Origin of the sequence: Nocardioides sp. JQ2195, assembly GCF_012272695.1 — a bacterium.
In the GTDB taxonomy this organism is placed as follows: domain Bacteria; phylum Actinomycetota; class Actinomycetes; order Propionibacteriales; family Nocardioidaceae; genus Nocardioides.
Genome location: NZ_CP050902.1, coordinates 878,417 through 895,761 on the forward strand (window position 1 = coordinate 878,417; position 17,345 = coordinate 895,761).

General features: G+C 69.6%; 14 protein-coding genes. 10 read left to right on the forward strand and 4 right to left on the reverse strand.

Annotated features, from left to right (window positions below; all coding sequences use genetic code 11):
• Nucleotides 1–40 precede the first annotated feature (40 nt).
• From ncot_RS04115 to ncot_RS04125, 3 genes are all read right to left on the reverse strand, one after another.
• Entirely contained in the window at nt 41–1,315 is a 1,275-nt protein-coding gene (locus ncot_RS04115) for a YibE/F family protein (RefSeq protein ID WP_168616462.1), read from the reverse strand.
• 24 nt (nt 1,316–1,339) lie between these two features.
• Nucleotides 1,340–2,416, reverse strand: coding sequence for a glycosyltransferase (locus tag ncot_RS04120; RefSeq protein WP_240938055.1), 1,077 nt, complete (start codon nt 2,414–2,416; stop codon nt 1,340–1,342).
• A 160-nt stretch (nt 2,417–2,576) separates the two neighbouring features.
• Complete coding sequence (locus ncot_RS04125) at nt 2,577–2,999, reverse strand: hypothetical protein (protein WP_168616464.1); 423 nt, start codon at nt 2,997–2,999, stop codon at nt 2,577–2,579.
• Between the two features lie 102 nt (nt 3,000–3,101).
• On the opposite strand from ncot_RS04125, the gene ncot_RS04130 reads away from it, so the two are divergent.
• From ncot_RS04130 to ncot_RS04175, 10 genes are all read left to right on the forward strand, one after another.
• Nucleotides 3,102–5,015 (forward strand): methylmalonyl-CoA mutase family protein, encoded by a 1,914-nt coding sequence (locus ncot_RS04130; RefSeq protein WP_168616465.1) that lies wholly within the window; start codon nt 3,102–3,104, stop codon nt 5,013–5,015.
• Nucleotides 5,012–7,243, forward strand: coding sequence for a methylmalonyl-CoA mutase (gene scpA / locus ncot_RS04135; RefSeq protein ID WP_168616466.1), 2,232 nt, complete (start codon nt 5,012–5,014; stop codon nt 7,241–7,243). Before ncot_RS04130 ends, scpA begins: the two co-directional genes overlap by 4 nt.
• 133 nt (nt 7,244–7,376) lie before the next feature.
• On the forward strand, nt 7,377–8,360 hold the full coding sequence (gene meaB / locus ncot_RS04140; protein WP_168616467.1) for a methylmalonyl Co-A mutase-associated GTPase MeaB: 984 nt from the start codon (nt 7,377–7,379) through the stop codon (nt 8,358–8,360).
• A 60-nt stretch (nt 8,361–8,420) separates the two neighbouring features.
• Complete coding sequence (locus tag ncot_RS04145) at nt 8,421–9,596, forward strand: amidohydrolase (RefSeq protein WP_168616468.1); 1,176 nt, start codon at nt 8,421–8,423, stop codon at nt 9,594–9,596.
• A 165-nt stretch (nt 9,597–9,761) separates the two neighbouring features.
• On the forward strand, nt 9,762–10,856 hold the full coding sequence (locus tag ncot_RS04150; RefSeq protein ID WP_168616469.1) for a BMP family ABC transporter substrate-binding protein: 1,095 nt from the start codon (nt 9,762–9,764) through the stop codon (nt 10,854–10,856).
• A 98-nt stretch (nt 10,857–10,954) separates the two neighbouring features.
• Nucleotides 10,955–12,463: an ABC transporter ATP-binding protein gene (locus ncot_RS04155; protein WP_168616470.1), complete on the forward strand. Its 1,509-nt coding sequence runs from the start codon at nt 10,955–10,957 to the stop codon at nt 12,461–12,463.
• Nucleotides 12,460–13,707, forward strand: a complete 1,248-nt coding sequence (locus tag ncot_RS04160; protein WP_240938056.1) for an ABC transporter permease — start codon at nt 12,460–12,462, stop codon at nt 13,705–13,707. The genes ncot_RS04155 and ncot_RS04160 overlap by 4 nt, the downstream gene beginning before the upstream one ends.
• Nucleotides 13,704–15,017 (forward strand): ABC transporter permease, encoded by a 1,314-nt coding sequence (locus tag ncot_RS04165; protein ID WP_168616471.1) that lies wholly within the window; start codon nt 13,704–13,706, stop codon nt 15,015–15,017. Before ncot_RS04160 ends, ncot_RS04165 begins: the two co-directional genes overlap by 4 nt.
• Nucleotides 15,018–15,021: 4 nt before the next feature.
• The gene (locus tag ncot_RS04170) at nt 15,022–15,435 is read left to right on the forward strand and encodes a cytidine deaminase (RefSeq protein WP_168616472.1); all 414 of its coding nucleotides are present in this window, start codon (nt 15,022–15,024) and stop codon (nt 15,433–15,435) included.
• The gene (locus tag ncot_RS04175; protein ID WP_168616473.1) at nt 15,432–16,715 is read left to right on the forward strand and encodes a thymidine phosphorylase; all 1,284 of its coding nucleotides are present in this window, start codon (nt 15,432–15,434) and stop codon (nt 16,713–16,715) included. Before ncot_RS04170 ends, ncot_RS04175 begins: the two co-directional genes overlap by 4 nt.
• Before the next feature lie 120 nt (nt 16,716–16,835).
• On the opposite strand, the gene ncot_RS04180 is transcribed toward ncot_RS04175, so the two are convergent.
• Nucleotides 16,836–17,288, reverse strand: coding sequence for a MaoC family dehydratase (locus ncot_RS04180; protein ID WP_168616474.1), 453 nt, complete (start codon nt 17,286–17,288; stop codon nt 16,836–16,838).
• Nucleotides 17,289–17,345 lie beyond the last annotated feature (57 nt).

Sequence of the window (17,345 nt, forward strand, 5' to 3'; positions counted from 1 at the left end):
GAACCTAACCCCGTGTGAGATCCGTTTCGTTACCCGTCAGTCACCGTTCACCCCGCGGTCGTCCACCACGGTCGTCCACCACGGGGCCGCTCACCGTCAGCGCCGCGATGGCGGTGGTGGCCGGAACCGCCAGCACCAGGCCGATCGCCGAGGCGAGAGTGCGCATCACCTCGGCAGCGATGTTCTCGTCGTACAACGTGTCCAGCAACGGCCGGTCATAGAGGGAGAGCAGCATCAGGACGGCGAGCGCGGTGCCGGCATAGGCGAAGACGATCGTGTAGATCGTCGAGGCGATGTGGTCGCGCCCGATGCGCATGCCGCTGGTGAAGAGCTGCATGCGACTCATCCGCGGAGCCGCGGCGCGCAGCTCCCACACCGCCGACGACTGGGTGATGGTGACGTCGTTGAGCACGCCGAGACCGGCAATGATCACCGCGCAGGTGAGCAGGCCGCGGAAGTCCAGGTCGGGCGCATTGAGCATGAGGTACTCGTTGCCCTCGTCGCTCACGCCACTGAGCCGGGCGGCCCGGACTCCCCAGATGCCCAGGGCCGTGATGATGCCGATGCCGACCAGGGTTCCCGCCAGGGCGGTGCTGGTCCTGGTCGAGAGCCCGTGCGTCAGGTAGAGCACCACGAACATGATCGCGCTCGCCCCGACGAGTGCGACACCCACGCCGGAGCCGCCCTCGAGCAGCGCCGGCAGCATGAACCTGGCGACCACGAACCCGGCGAAGCCCAGGCCGAGCAGGGCCATGATGCCGCGCAGCCGAGCGACCAGCGCCACGACCAGGACGAAGACGAGCGTCATGGCACCGAGCGGGAAGTCGCGCTGGGTGCCGACCCAGCCGTACGTCGCCTCGCCGGCGCCCGTCGGGATCCTCGCCAGCTTCACGTCGTCGCCCGCACCCAGCCCCGACTTGGCGACGTACGGCGGCACCTGCACCACCACCTCGTCCCCGTCGACGGTGGCCGTGAGCTCGTTGCAGTGCTCCGGGAAGGGCTCGTTCTCCCCTGGGGGAATGGACGGGTCCGCGATGATCACCGGGCAGGGTTCGCTGACCGACACCACCTTGGCCGACGGGAAGGTGGTGCCCTCGGCGGCGTACTGCACGGCCTCGGGGCGGTCGCCGTCGCCGGGCCACATCATCACGAGGCCGACGACCGTGCCGAGTGCGACGAGCACCAGCCCGCCGAGGAGCAGGATGCGGGGGAGGGCGCCGACCTCGACGTCGGGGACCTCCCCGCCGTGCGAGTGCCCGGGGCCGGGACCCTGGTCTGGAACCGGTCCACGAGACCGGGAGTGTGCGCCGCCCATGCGGGAATCCTGCCGGATGCGTGGTCAGGCGGCGTGGGGGCCCGTCACCCTGGTGGCCGAGGTCGCCCCGTGGCCGTCTCGGAGCCACCCGTAGTGCTCGCCGACCAGCTCGTCGACGGCCGTCGCCCAGCTGCGAGCGATGGCGAGCTCGCGACCCCGGCCGCCGAGCAGGGCGCGCTGCCGGTCGCCGGCCACGCGGGACACGGCCTCGGCGAAGCCCGACGGGGAGCGTGGGTCGAAGAGGAGCCCGTTCTCCAGTGGTCGCACCACGTCGGTGGCCCCGCCTGCCCACGGTGCCACGACCGGGACCCCGCTCGCGGCTGCCTCACGCAGGGCATGGGCGCAGGTCTGCTGCTCGCCCGGGTGCACGAGCACGTCGAGCGAGGCCATCGCGGTGGACAGGTCTCCCGGCGCGAGCGCGCCCAGGAACTTCGCGGCGGGAAGTCGGTCCGTGAGCCACTTGCGCTGCGGTCCGTCCCCGATGACCACCACGCGGATGCCCGGCACCGGGGCGAGCTCGGCCAGGCGTCGTACGCCGTGACGGCGGTGGAGGCTGCCGACGTGTCCGACCACGACCCGAGGAGTGGCTTCGAGCTTGCGCCGTGACCAGGCGGCGTGCAGACCCGGGTCACGCAGGCTCGGACTCCACGCCGCGACGTCGACTCCGGGTGCCCAGACAGGGGCGTCGACACCCAGCGCTGCCAGCCGGTCGCGCATCCAAGCGCAGGTGACCAGGACCTGGCCGGCCCGAGCGCCGACCTTGCGCAGCCAGCGATCGGCGGTGACCGGTGGGACGGGTGACTGCTGGACCACGAGGCTGCGGCGGCCCTGGAGGCCGGCATGCTCGAGCGCCTTGCGGCCGAGGATTCCGGGCGAGGCCACGTGCACCAGGTCGGGCGAGAAGTCGGTGAGCGCGGCGGCGACCTGACGTCCGGGCCTGTCGAACGGCCGGATCCGGACGACGGGGGAGCTGCGGTAGGTCGACAGACCGGGCCCCGGGGCGATCACCTGCACCTCGTGCCCGAGGTCGACCAGTCGGTCGACGACGTGCTTCACGGTCCGTGTGGTGCCGTCCACGGAGGGATAGAACGACTCGGTCACGACAGAGATCCGACGCGTTTCCATGGCGCCAGCCTCGCCCGACCGGACGTCGTCACGGTGGCAGCGGCGTGAACGTGCGGGGAACTCCGGGCGGGGCCCACTCGGTGGGGTGTCCGGCCCTTGCCCAGCCGGCCCTTGCCCATCAGCCGGCCCTTGTCCATCAGGGAGAGGTTCGATCCTCACCGAGCGTCCGGGGCGGAACGTCGCCGCGCTCGATCGCTGCGGCCAGGTCCTGGATCTTCTGCCGGCTGTCCGACCAGCCGCCGGCCTTCACCTCGGACCACGGCCGGAAGCCCTTGCGCGCCTCGACGGTCCAGTGCCGGCCGAGCAGGACACGACCCAGGATGGCGAACGGGAGCACCAGCAGCACCAGGAGCAGCTCGAGACCCGCGACCAGGGCCAGGATCACGAACGGCAGCATGATGATCAGGCCGATCAGTCCGATGACCAGGCTGATCGGGTCGTCACCCAGGCCGCTGGGCAGGTTCGGACCGGCGTCCACGAACCCCTTGAGCCGTCGCCGCCACGGCACCCAGCGCCGGGTCACTCGCCAGGTCTGGCCGGTGTGGTCCCTCACCTTCATGGGAGGCAGCCTTCCCCGTCGCGTCGCTCCCACACCTGTCCACCAGATGGGAGATCTCACATCGAGTGGCCGAGTCCGGCGCCGTTCCCTATTGTGCGATCCATGACTTCTGGCCCTGATCCGGACACCGCACAGGACTCGTTGAGCCTGGCCGGTCCCGAGGACCAGCACTCCACCGCGGACTGGGAGAAGGCCACCGCGGCCGTGCTGCGCAAGACCCGACAGCTGGGCGACGACGCCCCCGACTCCGCGGTGTGGGAGCAATTGACCCGCACCACCCTCGACGGGATCGGCGTCGCCCCGCTGGGCACCCGTGACTCCGTCGCCGACCTGCCGGCGGTGGGCCAGCCCGGCGCAGCGCCGTACACCCGAGGTCGTCTGGCGGACAAGCCGGAGATCGGCTGGGACATCCGGCCGCACCTGTTCGGCCTCGAGGCCAAGCCGCTCAACGAGGCCGCTCTCGCCGACCTGGAGAACGGCTCCACGTCGCTGTGGCTGGAGGTGGGCACGACGCTCGGTGCCGACGACCTCGCCGCGGCGCTCGACGGCGTGTTCATCGACCTGGCTCCTGTCGTGCTCGACGCCCCCGAGGACCCGGTTGCGGCAGCGGATGCCCTCGCCGCGGTGTTCGCCGACCGTGGAGTCGATCCCGCAGCCGGCACCAACCTCGGCGCCGACCCGATCGCCGCGCAGGTGCGCGGGGTCTCGACAAGCTCGACCACCGAAGGCACAAGCTCGACCACCGAAGGCACAAGCTCGACCACCGAGGGCACAAGCTCGACCACCGACAACGACAACCTCGACGTGCTCGAGCTCGTCGCCACCAGGGCCGAGGAGATGGGTGCGCTCGGCCTGGTCGTCGACGCCACCGCGATCCACGACCGGGGTGCCTCCGACGCCCAGGAGCTCGGCTACAGCCTGGCCGTGGGCGCCGCCTACCTGCGCCGCCTGACCGCCGAGGGACGCTCCGTCGATGCCGCCCTGGCGCTCATGGAGTTCCGCTACGCGGCCACCGACGAGCAGTTCCCGACGATCGCGAAGTTCCGCGCGGCCCGTCGGCTCTGGGCGCGCGTCGCCGAGCTGTCCGGTGCTGCTCCCGAGGCCGGCGGGCAGCGCCAGCACGCGGTGACGTCGCGCCCGATGATGAGCAAGTACGACCCGTGGGTGAACATGCTGCGCACCACCGTCGCCGCGTTCGCCGCGGGCGTCGGTGGCGCCGAGGCGGTCACGGTGCTGCCGTTCGACTCGACGCTCGGGGTTCCGGACGCCTTCGGACGCCGGATCGCCCGCAACACCAGCTCCCTGCTGATCTCCGAGTCCCACGTGGCGAAGGTGGTCGACCCGGCGGGCGGCTCCTACGCCGTCGAGAAGCTGACCGACGACCTGGCCAACGCGGCCTGGGCCGAGTTCGGCCGGATCGAGGAGGCGGGCGGCATCGTGGCCGCCCTCGAGGACGGGTCGCTGCAGTCGCGCATCGACGCGGTGGTCGCCGAGCGCGACGACCAGGTCGCGCACCGCACCCGCCCGCTGACCGGGGTGAGCGAGTTCCCGAACCTCACGGAGACGTTGCCCGAGCGGCCCGCCCACCCGAGCGCGAACGCCGTGCGCCGCTACGGCGCCCCGTTCGAGGACCTGCGTGACGAACCGGCGACCACCCCGGTGTTCCTGGCCACGATGGGCACGATCGCCGCCCACACGGCTCGCGCCACCTTCGCCAGCAACCTCTTCGCGGCCGGTGGCATCAGTGTGGTGGCTGCCGGCGCCACGGAGGACGCCGACGCCGTGCTGGCGGCCTACGACGGCCAGCCGGTGGTCTGCCTCGCCGGTGCAGACAAGGCGTACGCCGCCTGGGGCGCCGAGCTCGTCGCCCGGCTGCGTGAAGCCGGTGCCCGCCACGTCGTGCTTGCCGGAAAGCCCGGTGACAAGACCGTTTCGCCTGACCTGGTTGACGATTCCGCTGCGGTGGGAGTCGATGCGTTGACCTTCCTCACCACGACCAGGGAGAAGCTGGCATGAGCATTCCTGAATCCTTCGCCGGCCTCCCGCTGAACGGTGACGGTGTTTTCGAGACAGGCGCTGGCGCGCCTTCCTCAACCACCGCGAAGTCTTCGTCGGTCGAGGAGGTCGCGCAGCGACCGTCCCGAGACCAGGGCACCAGCCGCGCCGAGCCGTGGCAGAGCCCCGAGGGCATCGCGGTGCTGCCGGTCTACGGCCCCGAGCACCTCGACGGCCTCGACGCCCTCGACACGTTGCCGGGACTCAGCCCGTTCCTGCGTGGCCCCTACCCGACGATGTACACCACCCAGCCGTGGACCATCCGGCAGTACGCCGGCTTCTCCACCGCCGAGGAGTCCAACGCGTTCTACCGCCGCAACCTGGCCGCCGGCCAGAAGGGGCTCTCGGTCGCGTTCGACCTCGCCACCCACCGTGGCTACGACTCCGACCACCCGCGGGTGCGCGGCGACGTCGGTATGGCCGGCGTGGCGATCGACTCGATCTACGACACCCGCACCCTCTTCGACGGCATCCCGCTCGACGAGATGTCGGTGTCGATGACGATGAACGGCGCCGTGCTACCGGTGCTGGCGCTCTACATCGCCGCCGCCGAGGAGCAGGGGGTGAAGCCGGAACAGCTCGCGGGGACCATCCAGAACGACATCCTCAAGGAGTTCATGGTCCGCAACACCTACATCTACCCGCCGGCCCCGTCGATGCGGATCATCTCCGACATCTTCAGCTACACCTCGGCGAAGATGCCGCGCTTCAACTCGATCTCGATCTCCGGGTACCACATCCAGGAGGCCGGGGCCACGAACGACCTCGAGCTCGCCTACACGCTGGCCGACGGTGTGGAGTACATCCGCGCGGGCCTCGAGACCGGGATGACGATCGACCAGTTCGCGCCTCGTCTGAGCTTCTTCTGGGCGATCGGGATGAACTTCTACATGGAGGTCGCCAAGATGCGCGCGGCCCGGGCCCTGTGGGCCCGGTTGGTGCGCCAGTTCAACCCGGAGAACCCGAAGTCGCTCTCGTTGCGCACGCACTCGCAGACCTCCGGCTGGTCGCTGACCGCACAGGACGTCTACAACAACGTGGGGCGTACGGCGATCGAGGCGATGGCCGCGACCCAGGGCCACACCCAGTCGCTGCACACCAACGCCCTCGACGAGGCGATCGCGCTGCCGACCGACTTCTCGGCCCGCATCGCGCGCAACACCCAGCTGCTGCTGCAGCAGGAGTCGCGGACCACCGAGATCATCGACCCGTGGGCCGGCTCCTACTACGTGGAGAAGCTCACCCACGACCTGGCCGAGCGTGCCTGGAAGCACATCCAGGAGGCCGAGGCCGCCGGTGGCATGGCCGCCGCGATCGAGCAGGGCATCCCCAAGATGCGCATCGAGGAAGCGGCCGCGCGCACCCAGGCGCGACTCGACTCGGGTGCCCAGAAGCTGATCGGCGTGAACACCTATCGGCTGCCCGTCGAGGACAAGCTCGACGTGCTCAAGGTCGACAACGACGACGTCTACCGCCAGCAGATCGCCAAGCTCGAGCGGCTCCGTGCCGAGCGCGACGACGACGCGGTACGCCGTACGCTCGAAGCCCTCACGAACTCCGCCGAGCGCGGTGCCGCCAAGGGCTCGCTCGACGGCAACCTGCTGGCCCTGGCCGTCGACGCGGCTCATGCCAAGGCCACCGTCGGTGAGATCTCCGAGGCCCTCGAGAAGGTCTACGGACGTCACCAGGCCGTGATCCGTACGATCAGCGGTGTGTACAAGTCCGAAGCAGCAGAGGGCGGCGACTCCGCCGTCGCCGCCGTCGTCGCCGCGACGGAGAAGTTCGAGGAGGACGAGGGCCGTCGCCCCCGCATCCTCGTCGCGAAGATGGGCCAGGACGGCCATGACCGTGGCCAGAAGGTCGTCGTCACCGCGTTCGCCGACATGGGCTTCGACGTCGACGTGGGCCCGCTGTTCTCCACGCCCGAGGAGGTCGCGCAGCAAGCTGTCGACGCCGACGTGCACATCGTCGGTGTCTCCTCGCTCGCCGCGGGCCACCTCACGCTGCTGCCAGCCCTCAAGCGGGCGCTGGCCGAGCTCGGGCGTCCGGACATCATGATCGTCATCGGTGGTGTGATCCCGCCCGACGACGTCGAGACGCTCAAGGAGATGGGCGCGGCTGCCGTGTTCCTCCCCGGCACGGTGATCGCTGATTCCGCGATCGACCTGCTGGCGAAGCTCTCGTCGTGACCTGTCCTCAACCTCGGTCGGGGGGCGGAGTCTCGAGGCACCCGCTCCTTCGTCGCGGGCACTCGACCAGCGCCTCTGTTGGGTGGTCGAGCAGCGAGCGCCGGCGAGCGCATCGAGACCCACGGACCGATTCGTGAGCCGGCGAGAGGTCGACGTCCCGGAGCTCGTCGCGGGCGTCCGTGAGGGACGACGCGCGGCGGTGTCCCGGGCGATCACGCTCGTGGAGTCCTCACGTCCGGATCACCGACTCGCCGCGCGCGAGCTCCTCGCCGCGCTGACCCCGGACTCCGGCAACGCGGTGCGCGTGGGTGTCTCCGGGGTGCCCGGCGTCGGCAAGTCGACCTTCATCGAGGCGCTCGGCACGAAGCTGGTCGACGGCGGCCACAAGGTGGGGGTGCTGGCGGTCGACCCGTCCTCGGTGCGCACCGGTGGCTCCGTCCTCGGCGACAAGACCCGGATGTCGCGGCTCTCCGCCAGCCCGGGGGCCTACATCCGGCCGTCGCCCTCGGCCGGCACCCTCGGCGGCGTGGCCCGTGCGACGACCCAGGCGATGATCATCCTCGAGGCAGCCGGGCACGACGTGGTGCTGGTCGAGACCGTCGGAGTCGGTCAGTCCGAGGTGACCGTGGCCGGCATGGTCGACACCTTCCTGTTCCTGACCCTGGCCCGCACCGGTGACCAGCTGCAGGGCATCAAGAAGGGCATCCTCGAGATCGCCGACGTGATCGCGGTGAACAAGGCGGACCAGGACCACGAGGGAGAGGCCCGGGTCGCGGCCCGCGAGCTCGCCGGGGCCATGCGCCTGGTGCAGGGCAGGGGGGAGTGGGCGTCACCGGTGGTGACCTGCTCCGCGCTCACCGACGTCGGCATCGACGACGTCTGGGAGCGCATCCTCAGTCACCGCGAGCACCTCGGCGAGGACGGGTTGGCGGGCAAGCGTGCGAACCAGCAGCTCGAGTTCACCTGGGCGCTGGTGCGTGACGAGCTGGCCGACCGGCTGCGTCGCTCCCCGGGCGTGGCAGCGGTGCGTGACGACGTACGCCGCTCGGTGCTGGACGGCGAGATGGCCGCGCCGGAGGCCGCCGACCGCATCCTCGCGGCGTACGACGGGACCTGACCGGGGAGGGCGTGGACGCCGACGTGCTGGACCGTTCCCGACGGATATGCTCGGAGGGACATGTCTGAGGCCCACGAGATCATCGCCACCGTGCTGGAGAAGTACGCCACCGAGCTCCTGGAGTTCCGGCGCGACCTGCATGCCCACCCCGAGCTGTCCTGGAGCGAGGCACGCACGACGGAGCTCGTCGCCGGACGCCTCGAGCAGGCCGGGGTCCGGGTGCGTCGGCTGCCGCGCAACGGCTTGATCGCCGAGGTCGGCGAGTCCGGTCCCGTGGTGGCGCTCCGCGCTGACCTCGACGCCCTCCCGGTCGAGGACCGGAGCGGCGACCCGTGGTCCAGCACGGTCCCCGGCGTCGCACACGCGTGTGGGCACGACGTCCACACCACGTCGTTGCTGGGCGCCGGACTCGCCCTGACCGAGCTCGCCGACCGCGGCATGCTGGCCGGCCGAGTGCGACTCCTGTTCCAGCCGGCCGAGGAAGTCATGCCCGGGGGCGCGCTCGAGATGCTGGCGCGCGAGGCGCTCACCGGCGTCGACCGGATCTTCTGCCTGCACTGCGACCCCACGCTCGACGTCGGCAGCGTCGGCCTCCGGGAGGGGGCGTTGACCGGAGCCGCCGATGCGCTCGACGTGCGCCTGGTCGGCAAGGGCGGGCACACCTCCCGCCCCCACCTCACGGAGGACCTGACCTTCGCGCTCGGCAAGCTGGTCACCGAGCTGCCCGCAGTCCTGTCGCGCCGACTCGACCCGCGGGCCGGCGTCAGTGTGGTGTGGGGCCTGGTCCACGCCGGCGCCATCCACAACGTCATCCCGTCGACCGGGCGGGTCGCCGGCACGGTGCGGATGCTCGACGCGGTGGCCTGGCACGGAGCCGAGGACCTGGTCCGCCAGTTCGTCGACCAGATCATCGCGCCGTACGGCGTCGCGGCGGAGATCGGCTACGTGCGCGGCGTCCCACCGGTGGTCAACGACCACGAAGCCGTCGGCGCGCTCGGTCGGTCCGTGGCCAAGGTGCTGGGACCCGACGGGGCAGTCGCGACGATGCAGAGCCTCGGAGGCGAGGACTTCGGCTGGTACCTCGAGCACGTCCCCGGTGCCATGGGCCGCCTCGGGACACGGACGCCGGGTGGTCCGACGTACGACCTCCACCAGGGCGACCTGCGCATCGACGAGCGCGCCATCGGCATCGGCGCCGCAGTCCTCGCCGGCGCTGCGCTGGAGTCCTTCGGCTGAACGCCGGTGCCGAGGACGTCACGGCCCGGACACTTCGCCCGCGGCAGTGGTCGATCACCGGCAGGTAACAGTTCTCCGGGAATCCATCTTTTTCGCCGACGGTGGGCTTAGTGTGACCCGGTGGCCCGGGATCCGCGGGGCCGAAACCGAACTCAGGAGGACGCCGTGAAGAAGACGGCACGCATTGCAGTAGCGCTGAGCCTGGCCGCGCTTGCGCTCGCCGGGTGTGGGGAGCGCCCCGGCGACGACGACTCGAACGCCTCGGGTGAGCCCAGCTCGAGCTCGAGTGAATCCTCGACCACGCCCAAGGAGAGCCACCCCGACTTCAAGGCGTGCATGGTCTCCGACTCCGGCGGCTTCGACGACAAGTCGTTCAACCAGACCTCCCACGACGGCCTCGTGAAGGCCAAGGAGGACTTCGGCATCCAGACCGCCGAGGCCGAGTCGAAGTCCGACTCCGACTACGCCGCCAACCTGGAGAACCTCGCCAAGGCTGGTTGCAACCACATCAGCACCGTCGGCTTCCTGCTCGGCGACGCGACCGAGGCCGCCGCGAAGAAGCACAAGAAGATCGACTACTCGATCGTCGACTTCGGCTACGCCAAGCCTCCGAAGAACGTCAAGGGCCTCGGCTTCGCCACCGACCAGCCGGCCTTCCTGGCCGGTTACCTGGCTGCCTCGCAGACCGAGTCGGGGATCGTCGGCACCTTCGGTGGCGCCAAGATCCCGACCGTGACCATCTTCATGGACGGTTTCGTCAAGGGCGTCGAGTACCACAACCAGGAGAAGGGCACCGACGTCAAGGTCGTCGGCTGGGACGTCGACAAGCAGAACGGTTCGTTCACCGACGACTTCGAGAACCAGTCGAAGGGCCAGTCGCTGGCCGAGGCGCTGATCCGCCAGGGCGCCGACATCGTCATGCCGGTCGCCGGCCCGGCCGGGCTCGGTGGACTGCAGGCCGTCAAGCAGGCTGACAAGAAGGCGATCTGGGTCGACACCGACGGTTGCGTCTCCGCCGCCGAGTACTGCGACATCCTGCTCAGCTCCGTCATGAAGGGCATGGACGTGGCCGTCGAGGATGCCATCAAGTCCTCCATCGACGAGTCGTTCACCAACGAGCCGTACACCGGCACGCTCGAGAACGGCGGCGTCTCGCTGGCTCCGTACCACGAGTTCGACGGCGACATCGACCAGGAGACCAAGGACGAGATCGAAGCTCTCAAGGAGAAGATCATCTCGGGAGAAGTCACCGTCTCCTGATGGCTCCAGCAGCACGATGATCGGGGCGGGAACCACGGTTCCCGCCCCGATCCGTCTCATCTATCCTTCCTACGACCGCCATCGCACAAGGGAGTGCCATGCAGTTGCAGATCAAGGGACTGACCCGCCGGTTCGGTGACTTCGTCGCCAACGACGCGATCGACCTGACCATCGAACCCGGCGAGATCCACTGCCTGCTGGGGGAGAACGGCGCCGGCAAGTCGACCCTGATGAACATGCTCTACGGGCTCCTCGAGCCCAGCGAGGGCGAGATCCTGCTCGATGGCGAGCCGGTGCGCTTCGGCACCCCGGGTGACGCGATCAAGGCCGGCATCGGCATGGTCCACCAGCACTTCATGCTGATCCCGGTCTTCACCGTCGCCGAGAACGTCATGCTCGGTCGCGAGGGCGGCCCGGTGCTGAACCGCAAGGCGGCCGGCCAGCGGGTCCGCGACCTGTCCGACCGCTACGGGCTCCAGGTGGACCCCAAGGCGCTGGTCGAGGACATCTCCGTGGGCGTGCAGCAGCGCGTGGAGATCCTCAAGGCGCTGGCCAACGAGGCCCAAGTCCTGATCCTCGACGAACCCACTGCCGTGCTGACCCCGCAGGAGATCGACGAGCTGATGGGCATCATGCGCCAGCTCAAGGAGCAGGGCACCTCGATCATCTTCATCACCCACAAGCTCCGCGAGGTCAAGGCGGTCGGCGACAAGATCAGCGTGATCCGACGAGGCAGGATCGTCGGCACGGCGGACCCGTCGGCCAGCGAGGCAGAGCTGGCCGAGATGATGGTCGGTCGAGCCGTGAAGCTGGTCGTCGACAAGGACGCCGCCGAGGTCGGCAAGCCGGTGCTCGAGGCGCGTGGCGTCACGATCATCGACCCCCGCGGACACCAGGTGGTCAAGGACGTCTCGTTCGAGGCACGCGCCGGGGAGGTCCTCGGCATCGCGGGGGTCCAGGGCAACGGCCAGACCGAGCTGATCAAGTCCCTCCTCGGCCTGACGAAGCTGTCCGCCGGCGAGATCTTCCTCGACGGCACCGAGATCACCAGCTTCGGTCCCAAGCGCTCCCTGGAGTCGGGCATCGGCTACATCCCCGAGGACCGCTCCCACGACGGGTACGTGGCGTCGTTCAGCGTGCGTGAGAACCTGGTCCTCGACCTCTGCCGCACCCCGGAGTTCGCATCCGGACCGGCGCTGAAGCTCGGCGCGATCGAGCAGAATGCCGATGCTCGGATCGAGGAGTTCGACATCCGCACCACCTCGCCGGAGACCCCGGTGGGTTCGCTCTCCGGTGGAAACCAGCAGAAGGTGGTCGTGGCCCGTGAGTTCTCCAGGCCACTGAAGGTGTTGATCGCCTCCCAGCCGACCCGCGGCGTCGACGTGGGCTCCATCGAGTTCATCCACAAGCGCATCATCGAAGAACGCGACCGGGGCACCGCCGTCGTCATCGTCTCCACGGAGCTCGACGAGATCTTTGCGCTCTCCGACCGGATCGCGGTGATGTACGACGGCCGCATCGTCGACACCGTCTCGCCCGACATCGAGCGTGAACAGATCGGCCTGCTGATGGCCGGCGCAGTCCCGAAGAAGGGAGGTGCCGCGTGAGCGAGCACGACGACAAGACCCCCGCGGAAGGCTCCCGGAGCCCCGGCGAGGACACGTTGGCCCCTCTGGCCGAGACGAAGCCGACGAAGTCCGGGGGGCGGTCCAGCAGCCCGCTTCTCGACACCGTCCTGACCACGGCGGCGGCGATCTTCCTGGCCCTGGTCATCGGTGCCGTCCTGATGGCGCTGAGCAACCAGGAAGTCATCGACTCGATGGGCTACTTCTTCGTCTACCCGTGGGACTTCTTCACGCGCTCCGCGGACGTGGTCACCACGTCGTACGGCGCACTGCTGAAGGCGTCCCTCGGCTCCGGAGAAGCGATCGCCCACACCCTCAACCGGTCGGCCCCGCTGATCTGCGCCGGCCTCGGCGTCTCCCTCGCCTTCCGGGCCGGGCTGTTCAACATCGGCGCGCAGGGCCAGATCATCCTCGGCACCCTGGCCGCCAGCTACGTCGGCTTCACCTGGGACCTGCCCGGGCCGATCCTGCTGCTGGCCTCGATCGTCGCCGGCATCCTGGCCGGTGCCGTGTGGGGTGCCATCGCCGGCGCCCTGAAGGCATTCACCGGAGCCCACGAGGTGATCAGCACGATCATGCTCAACTCCATCGCCGCCTCCGGCGTGCTGGCCTATGCGTTGGGCGAGCTGAAGTCGTTCCAGCGGCCCGGGGACGAGCTGGGCCTGCCGCAGTCCCCGCCGGTCCCCGACGCGGCCGCGTTCCCCGAGGTCTTCGGGGTGCACCTGGGCGTGCTGCTGGCGATCGCGGCGGCGGGAGGCGTGTGGTGGGTGCTCACCCGCAGCACCTTCGGCTTCGAGCTGCGCTCGGTCGGGGCCAATCCCGACGCGTCCCTCACGGCCGGCATGAGCACGGCCAAGGTGTTCGTGCTCACCATGGCCATCGCCGGAGCCTTGAGCGGACTGGCGGCGACCATGTTCATCAACGGTGACCAGGCATCGAACAACGCCAGCCTGGTCGGGACCGTCGGGTTCGACGCCATCACGGTGGCGCTGCTAGGTCGAGGCACGCCACTGGGCAGCGTGCTGGCCGGCCTCCTCTTCGGGGCCCTCGCCGTCGGTGGTGGCGCCATGCAGACCAGCTCCGCTGGCACCGCGCCCGAGATCGTCCAGGTCGTCCAGGGCCTCATCGTCCTGTTCGTCGCCGCACCTGCTGCCGTTCGGTGGCTGGTGCGACAACGACGCAAGGAACCCACTGACACGTTTGCAGCGAAGGGAGCGACTGCGTGAGCACCACAGCCACCCCTGCGGCACCGGCCGCCGAGCGTCCGGTGCGTGACCGCGCCGACAAGTTCCGGCAGGTCAAGCTCGTCGTCACCTTTGCCATCACGTTCGCACTCGTGCTGTGGATGGCGATCAGCATCGACAACTCCGACGTGCTGTTCCTCAACGCTCCGTCGCCCGACCTGGAGCACCAGCCGGAGCCGTTCAACGGGCTCCGCCTGGTCTGGATCGCCGTGGTCATCAGCGGCATCGCGCTGGCCATGGCGGCGTTCAACCTGGTCCCACGCAACGGGTGGGCCCTGCTGGTCTACCTGGCCGTCGGGTTGTCGTTCTACGTCGCGTTCACGATCTGGTACTACGCCGACCAAGACTCCGCGGTCGAGGCGTGGATCACCAATCCCTTGCCCAGCATGGTGAAGTACTCCCCGCCCCTGGTCCTCGGAGCACTGGCCGGTGTGATCTGCGAGCGGGCCGGTGTCATCAACATCGCCATCGAGGCCCAGCTGCTGATGGGTGCCTTCTTCGGCTACGTGATCAGCTCGCTGGCCTTCAGCAACGGGGTCGGCATGGTCGGTGCTGCCCTGGCGGGGGTCCTCGTCGCGCTGGTGCTGGGGCTGTTCTCCCTGCGCTACCACGTCGACCAGGTGGTCGTCGGGGTGGTTCTCATCGCGTTGGCCCTGGGGCTGACCACCTTCCTGCTCGGGCAGATCCCCACCCAGCAGGAGAACGCATCGCTCAACACGTTGCTCAGCGACCCGCCGGACCCCCTCACCCCGATCGAGATCCCCGGTCTCTCGCAGATCCCGTTGATCGGCCGTGCGCTGTTCAACCAGTCGATCCTCGTCTACATCACGCTGCTCGCACCGATCGTGGTCTGGTTCCTGCTCTACCAGACCCGGTGGGGGCTGCGGGTCCGTTCGGTGGGCGAGCACCCGAAGGCTGCTGACACGGTCGGCATCAAGGTCAACCGGGTGCGGTGGCAGGCGATCCTGCTCGGGGGCGGACTGGCCGGCCTCGGCGGCGCGTTCTACTCGGTCGGGTCGTCGGGCTCCTTCACGGACAACGCCGCGAACGGGCAGGGCTTCATGGCCCTGGCCGCGGTGATCATGGGCCGGTGGCACCCCATCGGGGCGACCATGGCGGCATTCTTCTTCGCGTTGACCGCTGCCATGAAGGATGACTTCGGTCTGGTCACCAAGGTGCCCTCGGAGCTCATCGCGGTGGCTCCCTACCTGGCGACCCTGATCGCCGTGGCCGGCTTCGTCGGGCGCGTGCGCCCGCCGGCCGCCGACGGCCAGCCCTACGTCAAGGACTGACGGCGTGGACGTCGACTGGGACGCCCTGACGGCGGCGGCGAGCGAGGTCGCTGCCCGCGCCTACGCGCCGTACTCGAGCTATCGGGTCGGCGCAGCGGCGCTGGTGGACGACGGGCGCACCGTGGTCGGCTGCAACGTCGAGAACGCGGCGTACGGCGTGACGTTGTGTGCCGAGTGCGGCCTGGTGAGCTCGTTGCACGCCACGGGCGGCGGTCGGCTCACCCACTTCGTCTGCGTCAACGGGGACGGCGCGGTGATCATGCCGTGCGGTCGCTGCCGACAGCTGCTCTTCGAGAACGGTGGGCGCGAGCTGTTGCTGCTCACCGTCTCCGGCGTACGCCGCATGGACGAGGTGCTGCCCGACCCGTTCGGACCCGATGACCTGACCACGGACAGCGCAGCCAAGGAGGGCAAGTGAACCAGCACGACGCCGTCGAGATCATCACCGCCAAGCGTGACGGACAGGAGCTGAGCGACAGCCAGATCGACTGGGTGATCGCCAGCTACACCGACGGTGTCGTGGCCGACGAGCAGATGTCGGCGCTGGCGATGGCGATCCTGCTCAACGGCATGAACCGGAGCGAGATCGCGCGATGGACTGCCGCGATGATCGCCTCGGGGGAGCGGATGGACTTCTCGTCCCTCTCGCGCAGGACCTCTGACAAGCACTCGACCGGTGGAGTCGGCGACAAGATCACCCTCCCGCTGGCACCCCTGGTGGCAGCCTGCGGCGTCGCGGTCCCGCAGCTCTCCGGGCGCGGGTTGGGCCACACCGGCGGCACCCTCGACAAGCTCGAGGCCATCCCGGGCTGGCGCGCGGCGCTCAGCAACGACGAGATGATGACTCAGCTCGAGGACATCGGTGCGGTGATCTGTGCCGCCGGCACCGGTCTGGCTCCGGCCGACAAGAAGCTCTATGCGCTGCGTGACGTCACCGGCACCGTCGAGGCGATCCCGCTGATCGCCTCCTCGATCATGTCGAAGAAGATCGCCGAGGGCACCGGCTCGCTGGTGCTCGACGTGAAGGTCGGCACGGGTGCCTTCATGAAGGATCTCGAGAAGGCCCGCGAGCTCGCCGAGACGATGGTTGACCTCGGGAAGGACGCCGGGATCCACACCGTCGCACTGCTCACCGACATGTCGACGCCGCTCGGGTACACCGCCGGAAACGCGATCGAGGTCGCCGAGTCCGTGGAGGTCCTCGCTGGTGGTGGTCCTGCTGACGTCGTCGAGCTCACCGTGGCGCTGGCCCGCGAGATGCTGGCCGGCGCCGGGGTCACCGACATCGACCCGGCCGACAAGCTCGCCGACGGGTCCGCCATGGACGTGTGGAAGGCGATGATCCGCGCCCAGGACGGCGACCCCGACGCACCGATGGCAACGGCCCGCGAGACGCACGTGGTCAACGCACCGGCCTCCGGTGTGCTGACCCGGCTCGACGCCATGTCCGTGGGCCTGGCGTCGTGGCGCCTCGGCGCCGGACGCGCCAAGCTCGGCGACGCCGTCCAGGACGGCGCCGGCGTCAGCTGGCATGCGCGACCCGGCGACGAGGTCACCGAGGGTGAGCCGCTCTTCACCCTGCTCACCGATGAGCCGGAGCGCTTCGAGCGGGCCCTGGCCTCCCTCGAGGGCGGCTACGACATCGGCGACGCAGCCGGGTTCAGTGCGCAGCCGTTGATCATCGACCGCGTCTCCTGACCTGCGGGTGCACTCTTCCCGGCTGAACTGCCCCCTCCCGACCGGAATTTCGGCCGGAAGGTGACCCGTTCACCGGGTACCCGGCGCGAGTCCGCCCGGTGAAAGGTGCGGCAGAAGGCGTCAGGGGAGCAGGAGCACAACGGTCTCGGCGACGCAGGCGGGCTTCGGCTCGTCCTCGATCTCGATGGTGTGCTTGACGGTCAGCTGCTTGCCGGCGGGGATGTCAGCGACGTCCGCGATCGACACGTGGGACCGGATCCGCTTCCCGACCCTCAGCGGATTCGGGAAGCGCACCTTGTTCACGCCGTAGTTCAGCTTCGCACCCGGCGTCTGCAGGCTGAAGACCTGGCTGCCGAGCCACGGGATCAACGACAGCGTGAGGTAGCCGTGGGCGATGGTGCCACCGAAGGGGCCGTCCTTGGCGCGCTCGAGGTCGACGTGGATCCACTGGTGGTCACCGGTGGCGTCGGCGAACGCATTGACCCGTCGTTGGTCGATGGTCACCCAGTCGCTGGTGCCGAGCTCGGTGCCGGTGGCTCCGGTGAGTTCCTCGAAGGTGTTGAAGACGCGCATGGATGGCTCCTGTGGGCGGGGTCACGGTGACGTCACGAAGGTACCGCTTGTCGTTCT